The organism is Cryobacterium lactosi (genome assembly GCF_004403945.1).
GTDB classification, from domain to species: domain Bacteria; phylum Actinomycetota; class Actinomycetes; order Actinomycetales; family Microbacteriaceae; genus Cryobacterium; species Cryobacterium lactosi.
This window is the reverse complement of sequence record NZ_SOHM01000009.1, coordinates 26,700-41,474: the sequence shown is the minus strand read 5'-3', so window position 1 is coordinate 41,474 and position 14,775 is coordinate 26,700. Positions and strand designations below refer to the sequence as shown.

Below are 14,775 nucleotides of genomic sequence, written 5' to 3'. Positions count from 1 at the left end.
GATTCTCCTTGGGGGTCGAGGTGGGGGATGGGGTTCGGCAGGGAGGGCGTCAGCCCTTCACCGCACCCTGGGTGACGCCTTCCATGACCCATCGCTGGGTAAAGAGGTAGACGATGATGGCGGGTGCCATCGCCATCAGGTATGAGGCGAAAGAGACGTTGTAGTTGTTGCTGAACTGGGTCTGGAAGATGCTCTGCACCACCGGCAGCGTCTGCAGCGCGGGGTTGGAGGTGATCAGCGACGGCATCATGAAGTCGTTCCAGGAGGCCAGGAAGGCGAAGATGCCGACGGTGGCGCTCATCGGTGCCAGCAGGGGGAAGATCAGCTGCCAGAAGGTCTGCCAGGTCGTCGCCCCGTCGAGGCGTGCACTTTCTTCAAGCTCGGCCGGGATCGAGCGGAGGAACGCCGTGAACAGCAGGATGCTGAAGCTCAGCTGGAACATGATGTGCAGGATAGTGACGCCGACAGGGTTGTCGAGTCCGAGGAGTCCGGTGAGCTGGATCTGCGGTAGCGCGACCACGGGGAACGGGATGAACATTGCCGCGAGCAGGTAGAAGAACGACCAGCGAAACCGCTTGAAGTCCCAGTTGCGAGAGATCGCGTATGAGGCCAGGGCGCCCAGGAGGACCGTTCCGATGACGGTGCCCGCCGTGACAACCACGGAGACGCCGAAGGCCGCGGGAAAGTTCGTGAGGTTCCAAGCAGTGACGAAGCCGTCAATGCTGAACGGGGCGGGCAGGGAGAACGCGTTGCCGTCGACGGCTTGCGCCTGGGTCTTGAACGCCATTGAGATCGTCACGTAGAGCGGGATGACCACCGTGATCGCGCTCAGCAGCAGCACGATCATTAGCGACAGGCTGGGCTTGTTTCCGCGGCTCCGGACGGCCCTGGCGGGCCCGCGGCGGGCCTTGCCGTCTTCGAGTGTGGCGGTGGCTTCGATGCCCTCGGCGATGAGGGCAGGTTGCATTGACATTAGATTGCGTTCCTTCCACGAGTGATCCGGAGCTGGAGCAGTGAGATGACCACGACGATGACGAAAAACATCGTTGCGTTGGCCATCTGATAGGCGTAGTCGCCTCCGGTGAAGCCCGTGACGATTGTCATCGGGATGCTTCGGGTGGCGGTGCCCGGACCGCCGTTGGTGAGGCCGACGATGACGTCGTAGGCGTTGAGGAAGTTCTTGAAGCCGAGCAGCACGTTGATGATCACATAGCCGACCACGAGCGGAAGGGTGATCCGAAACAGCTGCTGCCATTTGCTCGCGCCGTCGAGGTCAGCTGCCTCGTAGACATCTCCGGGGACCGCCAGCAGCCCCGCGATGTAGATGAGGAGTGTTCCCGGGATTGCCTGCCATGCCGTGACGATCACGATGCCGACCCAGGCCAGGTCAGGGTTGGCGAGAATGCTCTCGCTCAGCACGCCGATTCCAGTCGCTTGCCCGAAGGCGGGGAGAGAGTTGGAGAAGAGAAAGTTGAAGACGTAGGCGATGATGATGCCCGACACCACCATGGGGATCACGAACACCGTCCGGAGCGCCGTCTTCAGTCTGATCTTCGCCGTCAGACCGACCGCGAGCAGGAACGCGATCGCGTTCACGAGCACCACTGTGACGGCGGCGAACCCGAAGGTGAAGAGGTAACTCGAGAGTATGGCGGGGTCGGTGAACATTGCGATGTAGTTGATCAGTCCCACAAACTCCCACTCGCCGAAACCGATCGAGTTCGTGAAGCTGAAGAAGATGCCGATGAGGGCCGGCAGGGTGATGGCGATAGTGAAGATCAGGACGCTCGGTACCAGGAAGGCATAATAGATGCCTTCGATTTTTCGCCTCGGACGCCGGGGCGCTGTCGTCGTTGTCATGGCCTATTCCTTTCTAATCGGCTAGCGCCGGAGCGCGAGTCGCGCCCAGTCCGCGTCGAGGGTCTTGAGGGTGCCTTCCACGCTGCTGCCAAGCGCGATGCCCTGGAGGTAGTTCTCGGTGGGAATGGTGAGGGGGATCGCTCGTGATGCTCCCTGGTAGAAGTCGGCGGCCTCGTAGTACTCCTTCATTCCGATAATGCGTGGGTCAGTGACCGGGGCGGCGTCGGTCGTGGTGCCATAGCCGAGCTGGGCCGTGTTGTAGGCATCCATTACGTCTTGCCGGAAGAGGTAGCTGAGAAACTCACGGGCCGCGTCCTGATGCTTCGACGCCTCCGGGATCCAGGCGGCGAGGTCGATGTTCACCCGCACCTGGAGGTCTTCGGGGTCGTCGGTCATCGGCAGCGGGAATGTGCCGAGCTCAAGATCGGGTGAGGTCTTCGCGATCTCGCCGAGGGCCCATGGGCCCTGCAAATACATCGCCGCTTCTCCCTTAGCGAATGCGAGGTTGCCGTCGCCGTATCCTTTGCTCGCCGCATCCGCGTTGGTGTAATTGTCGATGAGCAGCTTCATGCGGTCGACCGGGTCGGCGAGTGTTTTCTGGAACGAGACCGGCGACTCGGGACCCACCTCGGTGCCGAGTTCGTTCATCTCGTCGTAGAAGTCGGCCACATCGACCTCGCCGCCGACGGTGTAGTCGAACCAGCCTTGCGCCACGGTCCACGGGTCCTTGAAGGTGCTGTAGAACGGAGTGATTCCTGAGGCTGTGAGCTGGTCGCACACCGCGATCAGCTCGTCGTAGGTCTCGGGGACTTCCAGTCCCTGTTCCTCGAACATTGCCGTGTTGTAAATGACGGATGCCGCCATCACCGAGTACGGCAGAACGCTGGTTCGGCCGGGGTAGGTGGCGTATTGGCCGACGAGGTCTTGGACCTCGGGGAGGATGCGGTCAGCCTCCGGCATGTCGGACAAGTCGCTTAGGGCGCCACGTTCCATAAAGCGGGCCATCTCCATGTTGTAGTTCAGCAGCCCAAGGTCAGGCGGGTTGCCCCGGAGGAAACCAGCCTGGAGATTCGACGACGAATCAAGGACGACTTCGACATCGTCCTGCGTGGAGTTGTATTCCTTGATCAGTTCGCGGAAATACGGGATCGCCTCGGGCTTGGTGAGGTGAAAGCTCACCGTTTCGGGTGCATCGCCTGCCGCGCAACCGGTGAGCGTCGCGCCAGCCATCAGGAGACCAAGGGATGCAGCCAGCACCTGGGCCGTGCGGCGAGTGGTTCGGTCCACGTCATCGTCCTTTCAAAAACCGTCATTGGTATCATTTGATTAGTTGGACTATTAGATTTAGCTATCAAATCAATAGGACTGCGACAATAATGCAACAAAGGCACACGAGAGTCAAGAGGTTTGCATTCATGTTGAACGCCGTCGCCCCCGAGTCGCGCGCTAGTCTGCACGCGATGCTCGACTTCGCCTGGGACACAGGTGCTTTTGTCAGCACCGAAGCCATGGACGCGACCGGTCTCACCCGGTCGACGGCCATTACGGCGCTCGACGAACTCATCGCCTTCGGCTTACTGCGCGAATTGCCCAACTCCAGAGCCGTCGGCCAATACAGCAAAGGGCGGCCAGCGCGCCGCTTCGAACTGCGACCCGACGCGGCGGTGGTCATCGGTATGGATGCAGGCCGATCTCACCTCACCACAACAGTGGCCGACCTCCGCGGAAACCAGCTCGCGCAGGAAACGATTGAACTGGGCGCCCGACAGGAAGGTTCCCAGGAGCGCCGAGCCGCAGTGATTGATGCCATCGACTCCGTTCTGCGCGCCGCAGGCCGTTCCCGCACCGGGGTGCTCGCCGCATGTATCGGGGTTCCCGCTCCGGTGGACTCTTTCGGCAGGTCGCCGGAACAGCGTGACGGCTTCTGGCGCCAAATGAACCCAGACCTGAACGAGTTGCTCGCAGAATGGGTGCCGATTGTACGAATCGAGAACGACGCCTCTTTGGCCGCAGTGGCCGAGGGCGCGGCAGGAGCGGCCGTTGGGCTGCGCAACTTTGTGGTGCTGCTGGCCGGTGATCGTTTGGGCGCCGGCGTCGTTGTCGACGGGCGTCTCCTGAGAGGCGCCCACGGCGGCGTTGGCGAGATGAAGGCGTTCGACTTCGTCTTCGGAGTCGAATCGGCCGCCGGAATTGGTCTGAAACTCACCGATTGGGTGGTGCAGGCCGCCGCAGCCGGCGACATCCCCGCTGGGCACCCCTTGAGCGGCTTGGGCCAAGAGTTTCTCACTGGTCGCGCGGTCCTCGACCTGGCCCGAAACGGTGACCCGTGGTCGAGAGGTCTTGTCGAACGCGCGGGCGCATTGCTGGCCCGTGTCACCGCGGTGTTCGGCAGCCTCTACGATCCCGAACGGGTGATCGTGTCGGGAGCGGTAGCGGACGGACTTGCAGAGGTGATTGATGTGGCCCGCACTCGCTTGCCGACAGAGTTGGACCTCCCTGCGCCCGACCTGCGCCAATCCCTGCTGGGAGCCGCTGCGGTTGCTACCGGAGCTGTGTCGGCGGCGCTGGATGCGGCCCGAACGGACGTGCTCCGCCTCGGCGCCGACGAGCTCGGTTGGCGACGCGCGGCTGATATGTAGGCTCTTGCATCTTGTTTCATCCTCACCCAAAACTTAATGATCGGGTCGGCCTCGTCCGCGCCGAGAAGGGCCAGCTTGTCAGGTGGGTCGCAGGCAGCGTCAGCGGCGTCAGTGAGCGTTGGGGTCCTCGCCGTTGGCGACGGCTTCGATCCAGTCCGTCGCGGCATCTGAGAGTGAGAAGCCCGTCGGGCCGATGTGATAGATCCACCAGGGATCCGTTATGACCGATCCGCCCGCCGCCCTGATTTCAGTGACCATGTTCGAGGGTATGGATACAGAATCGCCGTTGTTGGCTGTCAGCCACTCCTGCGTCTCAGGCGACAACTTGGTCCACCACTGCTCAATGTCCATGCCCTCGAGTCTGTCACTCGGCACGGGGCCGCCGTACCCGAGTTTAACCATGAGGACCGCGACTACGGCGAGGAACGACGGCACGCGTCCAGGATGGTGAAAGCGGACGCGTGGTGGTCCTTTGTGGTCCAGGACAGGACTCGGGTCGCGGCCAGGCCAATCTCCACACAATCCAGGGCGGCGAGAAAACAGGCGGTGCTTTCCCCGTTGCCATCCAGATCCAGGCACGCGTCTGCGCAGTCTTCGCTCACCTGAATGAGGGCATTGCATGCGTCTTCGCAGGTGCGAATCCGTTGTCGCATCAGGGCGGTGTCTGTCGTGTTGTCCCGCATAAGGACAAGCTAACCCGAGACCACCGCAACTCCCAGCGTTCGTCCCTGAGAGGTCGGCGCGGGAATGACACGTGGAGGATAAGGTGGCCCTGTATCGAGGTTCATGCGATACGGAGTGGAGGGGCACCGGCCATATCTACAGAATGAATGAGGCGCCCCAATGGGACGGTTGATCTACAACTCAAACGTGACAATTTTCGTCGCTGATCGAACTCTCGCCCACCTGCAAGCGGTCATTGGCAGCAAGATGCGCGACAAGGAATATTTCATTTTTTCCTGGCGGGACGAGGTGAATGCGGGGAGCGGTGGCCGAAATATGATCTGGTTGCACCCTGGCGTTTCTCTCGTGTATGTTTTTTCCGGCAGCTACAGGCCGGAAATCAATCCAGAGTGGATCACCGCAATGCTGAGGTCCGCGAGCACCACGGACGGTTTATCTATCTTGCCCGAACCGCCATTCGTCGGTGTCGACCAGACATAGGCTGTATCGGCGCCGCGCAAGGAACACGAAGAGTTTCCAACGGTGAGCGGCTCTTTACCTAGTGGCAACCGAAGGCGTTAGATGAAAGTGATCCTGCCCGCAATAACGTCCGCGGCCACGGCATCCACGGAAAGACCTCTGGATTCTGCACGCCGCACTAGGCGTCGTAGCGCCTCGTCAGGGTGCGCCTGGGTCTGAGCAATGATCACCCCGGTTGCCTGATGCACCTGTGGGTTGTACCACCTGGCGGATCGGCTGATCTGTTGCCGGCTTTCGATGGTCACGGGGTGCCTGGCTTTCCGCCTCCATTTCGGGTGGAGAGGCTCGCATTCATTCTGGACTGCGTCCCCCGAACGGGTCAAGACGCTAATTCCCGCTGGTATCTGTCAGTCCAGACGAGTAGTGCAGGCGGGTGTGAAATATTGTGCAAGAGGAGTATGAAAAGTCACAGATTCCGCGCTCTCGCAGCGCCTGATGGGTCTTGTGACTACGTCGCGTGACTTTTTCGTGAGATGGCAGTATGCATCGCTAGTTATGGGTCAGCGGAGGAGTGCGGTGATGAAGCTCATTGGGTACGCGCGGGTATCGAATCGGCAGCAGCTTACTTGTATGTCGATCGGTGGAGTGCCGGAGCTCGAGCAGCCCGGCCTCAGCTTGATCTCGCGCTCAAAGGCTCTAGCCTGGCGACACATTCGTGATCACAACCCTGGACCGGCTGGATGGGTCGACGCAGAACGTGCTCGCGTTCGCCGAAATCCTCAGGGCAGGGGTGAGGCCCTTCGGGTTGTCAATCTGGGCGGGGGAGACGTCGACATAGTGACTCCTCTGGACTCGATGCTGTTCACAGTCATGGCGGCCCTCGGCCAATGGAACACGAAATCAAGCGAGAGCGGGTTCTCGACTCGATCGACAAACACCACAAGACTCTAAAAAGCCTTGGCGGTCGGCCGCACATCACTGCGAACATTCAGATCCCCAGCACCTACCGAGTCATCGAAGCTGGAGATCCGACGGCGCAAGGCGCGCCCGACTTCAAAAAAGTCCCGAGCTACGTTCTACCGTCGGGCAGGCTCGCTGGGATTGATGCCGGATCGGTCCCGTGATAACGACTCGACCAGTAACGCCGCCCGCTAGCTGTCTTCTTGCGCAAACAGGGGCCGCGTCCTCTGGTTGACGGACAAGGACTGCGCGACTACCCGTCCGAGGCAGAGGGGGCGGACACACTAGAACACCGTGCCCGTGGGCCCGTGTGGGTCGACGCACATCGAGTGATCGGGCGACCGGTCGGTGTGTCCCTTGCCCTGGGCGGCCTCTATTCTGTGACCAGAAACGGACCAGATACGCCGCTGCGTGACCAGAATGAGCCCGTATTCGTCCGTGCCAGCGCGTACACTGGACCCATGAAAACCGCGGAAATCCGCGGGATTCCGCCCCAGTTGCGGGGGAATGGCACGGACAAGACAGCTATCATTTGTTCTTGGTTCGAGTCCAGGTACCCCAGCAGTAGAAACCCCCGGTGAAGCGGGGGTTTTGTTGTTTACATAATAGTGATTTCGGCAGAGTATCTGGTCACAGCGTTGTTGTCGACAACAAAATCGTGCTGCGCGACGCGGCAGCCAAAACCCTGATGAGAAGCGTTTTACTCTGAGCCAGGTTGTCGATGTCCGTATTGATTGCCCGCTACGTACGGACTAGTACGGATCCGCGCTGGACGCCATGGAGGATCCGGTGGCAGCCGTCGGCAGGGCATTTGGGACGATTCTGATTTACGACGACGAGATCCGCGTCTTGCGGAATTGTTCCGGGACTGGAGTCAGGCTTTTTCAGGCGGTGCAGTCCTCGTGCCGACTGTAAAGGACACGATAGTCCGACGTCGGACGCCTGTACCTATGACCCCAAGGTTCGGGTCGGTTTTTCGTGGGTGGACAGGTATTGCCGCAGGGGCTAAGAGCCTACATTCGCTCGGTGGGGCGTGGGCGGCAAGGCGCGGCTGGCCTTCCTATGCTGTCGGTGTTGACCCGATAGACGACGCCGGCGTGTGGATCGCTGCGGCGTTGTTCGTCGGTCCAGCCTTGTTCGTCTATGAGTAGCGCGAGGCAACCCCGCCGTTTCGCCGCTGCAGAGAGCGTGGAAACGGCGGGGCAGACCATCCAGCTGCTACAGCGCGGTGAATTCCAGCAGCAGGGCGTGTTCCGGGTTCAGTGCGGGCATGGGCAGTCCCACCTCGGCCAGGAAGTGGCCGCTCGCAACGGCGCCGTCGGCCAACCAGGCCGGGGCACGAACCTGCGTGAACGTGTGCGAATAGTCGGCGTCAGTCGGAGTCGGGAAGACAGCCTCTATCCGGTACTCCCGGTCCGGATCCAGGCCGGGTAGGGAGATGCGTCCCGGTTGTTCCGCGAAGGCGGTGCGGGTGCTGACCAGGGCGAACAGCGCAGCCGTGCCGGGACCGGCCTCGTCTGGGGCCACTACGCCGTGGAGCATGAGGGAGTCGTCGGCGACGTCGGCGCGGACCATGCGTCCGGAGTGGATGAGGTTCCGATGTTTTTTGTAGAGGGCGATGAAGCGTTTAAGTTCCTCTCTTTCTGCGCCCTGAACGCTGCGGACGTCCCATTCCATGCCGAAGTGGCCGAACAGGGCGGTGATGGCGCGGAATGATAGGTCGTGCGTGCGCGCGGTGGTGTGCGAGGTGGTGGGGCCGACGTGTCCACCCACCAGCTCCGGCGGAACCACCACGCCGGTCCAGCGTTGGATGGTCTGGCGTTCCAGTGCGTCGTTGCAGTCGGATCCCCAGATCCGGTCGGTGCGTTCCAAGATGCCCAGGTCCACGCGGGCACCGCCTGAGGAGCAGCTCTCAATCTCGACACCGGGATGCGCCTGGCGGAGTTCGTCAAACAGGCGGTAGGTGGCGAGGGTCTGTTCGTGTACGGAGGAGCGGCCGCCGTGGCCGTGTTCCAGCAGATCGCGATTCTGGTCCCACTTGAGGTAGCTGATGTTGTTCTCCCGCAGCAGCGCATCCATGCGGTCATAGATGTACTGCCATGCATCCGGATTGACGAGGTCGAGGATGTGTTGTTGGCGCCACTCCAGCGGCAGGCGGCCTCCGTCCTTGTAGCTGTGAATCGAGGGCCCGGCGATCCATTCCGGATGGGCTCGGACAAGATCGGAGTTGAGGTTGACCATTTCCGGTTCCACCCAGAGGCCGAATTCCATGCCACGGGAGGTGACGGCCTCGATCAGTGGTGTGAGGCCGTCGGGCCATAGATCCTCGTCCACGTACCAGTCGCCCAGGCCCGCGCGGTCGTCCCGGCGTCCGCGGAACCAGCCGTCGTCGAGGACGAAACGTTCTACGCCGAGTTCGGCGGCTGACTCGGCCAGGTCCAGGAGGGTGGGCAGGTTGTGGTCGAAGTAGACCGCTTCCCAGACGTTCAGCACGACCGGTCGTGCTTTGCCTGCGGGCAGGCCGGTGGTGGCGGCGGGCAGCACGTGGTGCGGGCGGGAGCGGAACCAGCTGTAGAAGGCCTCGCTGATGCCGTCGATGCCGTGGCCGGAGTACGCCGCGAAGAGCGCCGGGGTGGTGTAGCTGCCGCCGGGTGCGAGGATCACTTCGGCGGGACCGAGGAGTTCGGAGCCACCGATCATGGTGCGGCCGTCGCCGATGCTGTCCGCAAACTGCTCGTGATTGCCGCTCCAAGCCAGGTGTGTGGCCCAAACCTGTCCGTGGCGGTTGCCGAATCCGGCGGTGCCGGCGGCGAAAAGCAGCGAGGAGTCGTGTCCGGTGCGGCCGTGGCGGCCGGTGCGGACCCAGGTGCCCTGCTGGATTGTGCGGCGCTGCGGGTGGCGTTCCCGGCACCAGCGCCCAGTGAGGTCCAGGAGTTCGGTGGCGTTGTTCGCCACCGGGAGGACTGTAGCCAGTTCGTCGAGCTGGTAGGGCGACGTGCCGGAGTTGGTGACCGTATGGCGCAGCTCCAACAGGCCGCCGTTGTGCAGGGTGAGGGAGGAGGAGACGGTGAGGCCGGCGCCGGGATCGGACTGGACGATGACAGCGGATTTGCCTTCGATACTTACAGTTTCGACGCGGAGGCGGGCCGAGAAGTCCAGGCCGGATACGCCGTCGGTCATCCGGTGGCCCCGTAGGGCCGGTCGGCCTCGCCAGCCGGATGAGGCCTGCGGCAGGAGGCCGGCTGGCACGGTGGCGTCGATGGATGACGGTGGGATAGCGGCTGTGACGATAGCGAGGTCCGGCAGTGTGCTGCCAAGATCTGCGCCCCAGTGGATGATCTCGGCCTCTCCATTGTCGAAGCTAATCACGAGGCTGGTGCCGGCGGAGCGGAGGTGGAGCGGGTTCATGAATTAATGTCCTTCTGCGGGTTTGTAAAGAGAGGGGGGCTGCGCGCCGCGCGGATGTGACAATGCCCGCGACGCGCAGCCGGTTAACGGATGGCCCTACTCGAAGAGGGCGTTGACCTTCTTGTTGACCTCGGTCAGGCTGCTGGCGTCCTTCTTGCCTGACAGCACAGCGTCCATTGCCGGGACCATGAGGCCATCGACCTTCGCTGCGTTCTCGGTGATGGGGAAGAGGATGGTCGTGCCGTTCTCGACGTGGGTGGTGAAGGCGCTGACGTCGATGCCCTTGGCTTCGAAGGCTGCGGCGGCCTTCTCGGAAGAGGACTTGATGGCGGGGAACACGACCCCTGTGGAGGCGACGACGTCCTGGCAGTCGGCCGATGCGAGGTATTCGACCCACTTCACGGATGCCTCAGGGCTCTTCGTGCCGGCGTAGATGGAGTCGGCCAGGCCGTTGAACATGCTGGCGCGCTTGCCGTCAGGTCCCGTCGGGGTGGGGGCGATTCCGGTTTCGATACCCTTATAGCTGGAGTACTGGCCGATCATCCAGGATCCCTGGGTATTGATGGCGGCTTTCCCGGCACCGAAGGCATCGGCAACGCTGGCGCCCACGGTGGTCTCGAGCTTAGGCATGTAACCCTTGTCCGCAAGGCCCGCCCACCACGCGATGGTTTCCTGGAATTTGGGATCGTCGTAGTTGAACTTCGTGCCCCACGGATTCTTGTCCGTGTGGGTCCAGCCAGTGGTGCCGGTGAGGAAGCTCCACTGGGTCTGGCCCTGGCCGCTACCGGAGCTTTCCAGGCCGAGGCCGTAGACGGCCACCTGGTTCTTGTCGAAGCCGGCCTCGTCGCCGCGCGTGCCACTCTTGTCCACGGTGAGGTGGGCGATGGCCTTTTCGTAGCTTCCACCGTCCTGCGGGTTCCAATCCAGGTTCCCGAGCTGTTCCTCGGTGTAGCCGGCGTCCTCGACGAGGCCCTTGTTGTAGAACATGGCTACGGTGTCCCAGTCCTTGGGCAGCCCATACCGTTTGCCGTCCTGGCCCACCCAGAGGTCAGCGAGACCCTCGTTGTAGATGTCCAGGTCGATCCCGTCCTTTTCGACGGCGTCGTCGAGGGACAGGAGCTGATCATTGGCGGCGTATTCCGGATACTTTGACAGGTGGTTCACGAAGACGTCTGGGGCGTTCCCGGCGACGAAGCCGTTGCTCAGGGTGGTCCAGTAATCGCCCCAGCCACGCTGGGTGATCTTGACCTTGATGTCCGGGTTGGCCTTGGTGAAGTCAGCAGCGCACTGCTGATAGGCGGGGAGCTGGTTGGAATCCCACAGCCAGTAGTTGATTTGCCCATTGGTTTCAGCGGGGGTCGCGGCGCAGGCGGAGAGGGAGAGGGACATGGCGATGGCTGCGGCGGCAGCGACGGCGCCGAGGGTTTTTTTCATGATGGACCTTTCGAAAAGGGCAGGAGGTTGCCCGGATTGGGTGTGAGGAGAGTGAGTGGCGGGAGTAGCGGTCTATTTGATGCCGGAGAATCCGATGGAGTTCACCACCTTCTTTCCGAAGGCGAGGAACAAGATGAGGATGGGCACGGCCGCAACGAGGGTGGCGGCCATGAGCCCGGTCCAGTCCGGGGCGCCCTGGGGGGACTGGGACTTGAAGATGCTCAGGCCCAGGGTGAGTACACGGATGCTCTCGTCATTTCCGACCAGCAGTGGCCAGAAGTACTCGTTCCACTGGCCGATGAACGTCAGGAGCGCGAGCGTGGTCATGGGTGCCACGGCGTTGGGCAGAACGATTTGAAAGAAGATACGTAGGCTCTTGGCACCGTCGAGCATGGCCGCCTCCTCCACTTCGCGGGACATGCTCATGAAGAACTGTCGGAGGAAGAAGATGGCGAATGCGGACATGAACAGGAAGGGCAGTGTCAGGCCGGCGAACGTGTTCAGTAGGCCCAGGTTCTTGATCATGAGGAAGTTGGGCAGGGCGGTGAAGATCCCTGGAATCATCAAGGTGGCCAGGAACACTGCAAAGACCTTGTTACGTCCGGGCCAGCGGAGACGGGCGAAGGCGTAGGCGGCGAGTGCGCTGAAGAACACCTGGCACGCGGTAGTCACGGTGGCAAAGAGGATGGAGTTGCGCAGGTACAGCCAGAAGTCGATGGCTCCTCCGGAACCCCCATCGGCGATGGCCTCTTCCGTGGTTTGCAGCCCGAAAACACGCTTGAAGGCGCCCAAGGAAAAGTCCGCCGGCAGGAGGTTGGCAGTGTTGGAGGCCAACGAATGGTTGCTGGAGAGGGCCGTGCGGAGCATCCACAGGAACGGGAAGATCGTGACGACCAGCGCCAGGACAATGAGGGCCCACGCGCCGATGCGGTGCCAGTCGACGGGTTTGCGGGTGGTCAGTGATTGAGTGCTCATGGCTGGGGCTCCTTAGTCCAGATCCGATTCGTTGCCCTTGAGAAACTTCATTTGAATGAAGGCCACGAGTGCGAGTATCACGAAGAGAATGACGGAGAGGGCAGAGGCATAGCCGAAGTCCGATTCGCCGAATGCTTTTTGGTAGATGTACATCTGGATGACGCGGGTGGCGTTGACGGGACCGCCGCCGGTGGTGACTGCGACGGTGTCGAAGACCTGGAAAGACCCGATGACGGTGACCACCAGGACCAGTGCCAGGACCGGGCGCAGGAGCGGCATTGTGATGCTCCAGAACGTTCGCGTGCGAGACGCTCCGTCCAAGGAGGCCACTTCGTAGACGTGGTGGGGGATGGCCTGGAGGCCGGCGAAGACGAGCAGCGCGGTGTACCCCATGTGGCGCCAAACGTTGACGCCGGCGATGGTGGGGATGGCCCACTGCTCGCTGCCGAAGAAGGCAATGCGGGGCAGGCCGAGCCAGCTGATGACCTCGTTGACGATGCCGATCTGGTAGTCGAGCATCCAGAACCACAGGAGGGCGACGATCACGTTGGCCACCAGGAAGGGAAGCAGCAACGCGGCGCGGATGATCGTGGACTTGGCCACGTTGTGCATCAGCAGCGCTAAGCCGATGGCAATGACGATCTGGAAGACGATGTTGATGACGACGTACTGGAGGGTCACCGCCATGGCGTTCCAAAACAGTTCATCCGCGAAAATGGCCGTGTAGTTGTCGATTCCAATCCACTTCGGTTCACCGAGGATGTTGTACTCGGTGAAGCTCAGGTAGATGCCCCGGATGGTCGGGACCAGAGAGAAGACGACCAGGCCGATCATCGCCGGGAAGATGAACAGGAGCGCGATCCTAAGGTCTCGCAGTTTGGACAGGCCACGGACCCGGCTTGACTGCTGCGGTGCCTTATACGTTGCGGCGGGTGGGTGCTTGGTAAGGGTGGTCATCTGTGTTCCCTCTCCTATGAGGTAGATAGCAAGTGACCGTCACTCTACGCGCGTAGTTTCGAAAAGCGCAACAGATTGCCCAAAAAATCAGTCGCTGTTGGGCCATCCGCTTGACGAGATTGACGCGCGTAGATTTCTCACGCATACTCTTTCACATGACTTCTTCAATTGGAATCGTTGGCGCGGGACAGTTCGCAGGCGTATTCGCCAAGCTCTTCGCTGCCCACCCCGGCATCTCAGACATCTATTTCACCGACCTGATCCGTGAGCGTGCGGACGCCCAAAGCACCAGCGCCGGTGCGGCAGGGACGTTCGACAGCTTCGAAGCAATGCTTGACAGTGACGTCGACGCCGTGGCGATCTTCACCCAGCGCTGGACCCATGGGCCGCTGGTGCTGCAGGCGCTACGGGCTGGCAAGCACGTCTACTCCGCCGTGCCGATGGCAATCTCCGAAGAGGAGATCGCGCACATTATTGACGCGGTCCGGGAGACCGGGCTGACGTACATGATGGGTGAGACCAGCTACTACAACCCGGCAACCGTCTTTGCCCGCAAAAAGAATGCTGAGGGCGCCTTCGGCCGGATCTTCTACGCCGAGGGCGACTACGTCCACGACATGGACCTCGGCTTCTACGACGCCTACCAGTACAGCGGCGGAGAACAGTGGAAGCGCACCGCCAGCTACCCGCCCATGCTCTACCCGACCCACTCCGTGGGCGGGGTGATCGGAGCAACCGGCTCCCATGCCATCAGCGTCAGCTGCATCGGGGTCCGGGATGAGCGCGGCGACGGCGTCTTCGACCGCGAGATAAGCATGTTCGCCAACGACTTCTCCAACGCCAGTGCTCTGTTCGAACTCGCCGGCGGCGGGTCTATGCGCATCAACGAGTTCCGCAGGGTGGGCTATCCCTCCCACCTGCGGGAGAGCCGCTTCCGTTACTTCGGCACGGAGGCCAGCTTCGAACAGCTCGCGCTGGTCAGCGTATGGCAGGACAGGCACACCGTGACGGACATCAGTGACCAGCTCGAGACCCAGGCCACCATGGACTCGGATGACCCTATGTTGGCCGACGTGGCGCCTGCACTGCGCGATGCCTTCATTTCCGGCATGGCAGCCGTGCACGACGCCGGTCGACTGCCGGTGGAGTTCCGGGGTCTGCCCAACGGCCACGAGGGCAGTCACCACTTTCTCGTGGACGACTTCGTCACCGCCATCAACACCGGTACCCTGCCGCCGGTCAACGCCTGGGAAGCGGCCCGCTACACGCTTCCCGGTATCGTCGCCCATCAGTCGGCCCTGCGCGGCGGCGAACGCCTGCCGGTTCCCGATTTCGGTGATGCCCCGGCAGAGCTGCTCCGCCCGGTCCTTCGCGAATCCGCCAAATGAAACGCCGCTAG

14 protein-coding genes are annotated in these 14,775 nt (G+C 62.1%); 4 read left to right on the top strand and 10 right to left on the bottom strand.

Going from position 1 to position 14,775, the window contains the following annotated elements:
• Positions 1–49: 49 nt before the first annotated feature.
• From E3T61_RS05625 to E3T61_RS05615, 3 genes are read right to left on the bottom strand one after another with little or no spacing between them, the layout of a single operon-like run.
• Entirely contained in the window at positions 50–973 is a 924-nt protein-coding gene (locus tag E3T61_RS05625) for a carbohydrate ABC transporter permease (protein ID WP_166793158.1), read from the bottom strand.
• Positions 973–1,860, bottom strand: coding sequence for a carbohydrate ABC transporter permease (locus tag E3T61_RS05620; protein ID WP_134639922.1), 888 nt, complete (start codon positions 1,858–1,860; stop codon positions 973–975). Before E3T61_RS05620 ends, E3T61_RS05625 begins: the two co-directional genes overlap by 1 nt.
• A gap of 21 nt (positions 1,861–1,881) precedes the next feature.
• Positions 1,882–3,090, bottom strand: coding sequence for an ABC transporter substrate-binding protein (locus tag E3T61_RS05615; protein ID WP_134639940.1), 1,209 nt, complete (start codon positions 3,088–3,090; stop codon positions 1,882–1,884).
• A 185-nt stretch (positions 3,091–3,275) separates the two neighbouring features.
• Here E3T61_RS05615 and E3T61_RS05610 point away from each other — a divergent pair, with 185 nt between their 5' ends.
• Positions 3,276–4,499, top strand: coding sequence for an ROK family transcriptional regulator (locus E3T61_RS05610; protein WP_134639921.1), 1,224 nt, complete (start codon positions 3,276–3,278; stop codon positions 4,497–4,499).
• Positions 4,500–4,607: 108 nt separating this feature from the next.
• On the opposite strand, the gene E3T61_RS05605 is transcribed toward E3T61_RS05610, so the two are convergent.
• Positions 4,608–4,934 (bottom strand): hypothetical protein, encoded by a 327-nt coding sequence (locus E3T61_RS05605; protein ID WP_241992407.1) that lies wholly within the window; start codon positions 4,932–4,934, stop codon positions 4,608–4,610.
• Positions 4,913–5,152, bottom strand: a complete 240-nt coding sequence (locus E3T61_RS22750) for a four-helix bundle copper-binding protein (RefSeq protein WP_478213446.1) — start codon at positions 5,150–5,152, stop codon at positions 4,913–4,915. Before E3T61_RS22750 ends, E3T61_RS05605 begins: the two co-directional genes overlap by 22 nt.
• A 190-nt stretch (positions 5,153–5,342) precedes the next feature.
• On the opposite strand from E3T61_RS22750, the gene E3T61_RS05600 reads away from it, so the two are divergent.
• Complete coding sequence (locus tag E3T61_RS05600) at positions 5,343–5,663, top strand: DUF7882 family protein (RefSeq protein WP_134639920.1); 321 nt, start codon at positions 5,343–5,345, stop codon at positions 5,661–5,663.
• Between the two features lie 77 nt (positions 5,664–5,740).
• Here the strand turns inward: E3T61_RS05600 and E3T61_RS22630 are convergent, their stop codons facing one another.
• Positions 5,741–5,890 (bottom strand): ANTAR domain-containing protein, encoded by a 150-nt coding sequence (locus tag E3T61_RS22630; protein ID WP_420898468.1) that lies wholly within the window; start codon positions 5,888–5,890, stop codon positions 5,741–5,743.
• A gap of 639 nt (positions 5,891–6,529) precedes the next feature.
• On the opposite strand from E3T61_RS22630, the gene E3T61_RS22560 reads away from it, so the two are divergent.
• Positions 6,530–6,766, top strand: a complete 237-nt coding sequence (locus E3T61_RS22560) for a hypothetical protein (RefSeq protein ID WP_338145512.1) — start codon at positions 6,530–6,532, stop codon at positions 6,764–6,766.
• A gap of 1,054 nt (positions 6,767–7,820) precedes the next feature.
• Here the strand turns inward: E3T61_RS22560 and E3T61_RS05585 are convergent.
• The 4 genes from E3T61_RS05585 to E3T61_RS05570 all read right to left on the bottom strand — a co-directional run bounded on the left by E3T61_RS05585 (position 7,821) and on the right by E3T61_RS05570 (position 13,376).
• Entirely contained in the window at positions 7,821–10,010 is a 2,190-nt protein-coding gene (locus E3T61_RS05585) for an alpha-galactosidase (RefSeq protein WP_134639919.1), read from the bottom strand.
• Between the two features lie 96 nt (positions 10,011–10,106).
• Positions 10,107–11,444, bottom strand: coding sequence for an ABC transporter substrate-binding protein (locus tag E3T61_RS05580; protein WP_134639918.1), 1,338 nt, complete (start codon positions 11,442–11,444; stop codon positions 10,107–10,109).
• A 72-nt stretch (positions 11,445–11,516) separates the two neighbouring features.
• Entirely contained in the window at positions 11,517–12,419 is a 903-nt protein-coding gene (locus E3T61_RS05575; RefSeq protein WP_134639917.1) for a carbohydrate ABC transporter permease, read from the bottom strand.
• Between the two features lie 12 nt (positions 12,420–12,431).
• On the bottom strand, positions 12,432–13,376 hold the full coding sequence (locus E3T61_RS05570; RefSeq protein WP_134639916.1) for a carbohydrate ABC transporter permease: 945 nt from the start codon (positions 13,374–13,376) through the stop codon (positions 12,432–12,434).
• A 155-nt stretch (positions 13,377–13,531) separates the two neighbouring features.
• On the opposite strand from E3T61_RS05570, the gene E3T61_RS05565 reads away from it, so the two are divergent.
• Positions 13,532–14,764 (top strand): Gfo/Idh/MocA family protein, encoded by a 1,233-nt coding sequence (locus tag E3T61_RS05565; protein WP_134639915.1) that lies wholly within the window; start codon positions 13,532–13,534, stop codon positions 14,762–14,764.
• Positions 14,765–14,775 lie beyond the last annotated feature (11 nt).

Bases quoted from the DNA above. Each gene is read 5' to 3' on its own strand.
- E3T61_RS05575 (WP_134639917.1), bottom strand. From the start codon at position 12,419: ATGAGCACTCAATCACTGACCACCCGCAAACCCGTCGACTGGCACCGC.
- E3T61_RS05610 (WP_134639921.1), top strand. From the start codon at position 3,276: ATGTTGAACGCCGTCGCCCCCGAGTCGCGCGCTAGTCTGCACGCGATG.
- E3T61_RS05580 (WP_134639918.1), bottom strand. From the start codon at position 11,444: ATGAAAAAAACCCTCGGCGCCGTCGCTGCCGCCGCAGCCATCGCCATG.
- E3T61_RS05565 (WP_134639915.1), top strand. From the start codon at position 13,532: ATGACTTCTTCAATTGGAATCGTTGGCGCGGGACAGTTCGCAGGCGTA.
- E3T61_RS05585 (WP_134639919.1), bottom strand. From the start codon at position 10,010: ATGAACCCGCTCCACCTCCGCTCCGCCGGCACCAGCCTCGTGATTAGC.
- E3T61_RS05615 (WP_134639940.1), bottom strand. From the start codon at position 3,090: ATGGCTGGCGCGACGCTCACCGGTTGCGCGGCAGGCGATGCACCCGAA.
- E3T61_RS05625 (WP_166793158.1), bottom strand. From the start codon at position 973: ATGTCAATGCAACCTGCCCTCATCGCCGAGGGCATCGAAGCCACCGCC.
- E3T61_RS05620 (WP_134639922.1), bottom strand. From the start codon at position 1,860: ATGACAACGACGACAGCGCCCCGGCGTCCGAGGCGAAAAATCGAAGGC.
- E3T61_RS05600 (WP_134639920.1), top strand. From the start codon at position 5,343: ATGGGACGGTTGATCTACAACTCAAACGTGACAATTTTCGTCGCTGAT.
- E3T61_RS22560 (WP_338145512.1), top strand. From the start codon at position 6,530: ATGGAACACGAAATCAAGCGAGAGCGGGTTCTCGACTCGATCGACAAA.
- E3T61_RS22750 (WP_478213446.1), bottom strand. From the start codon at position 5,152: ATGCGACAACGGATTCGCACCTGCGAAGACGCATGCAATGCCCTCATT.
- E3T61_RS05570 (WP_134639916.1), bottom strand. From the start codon at position 13,376: ATGACCACCCTTACCAAGCACCCACCCGCCGCAACGTATAAGGCACCG.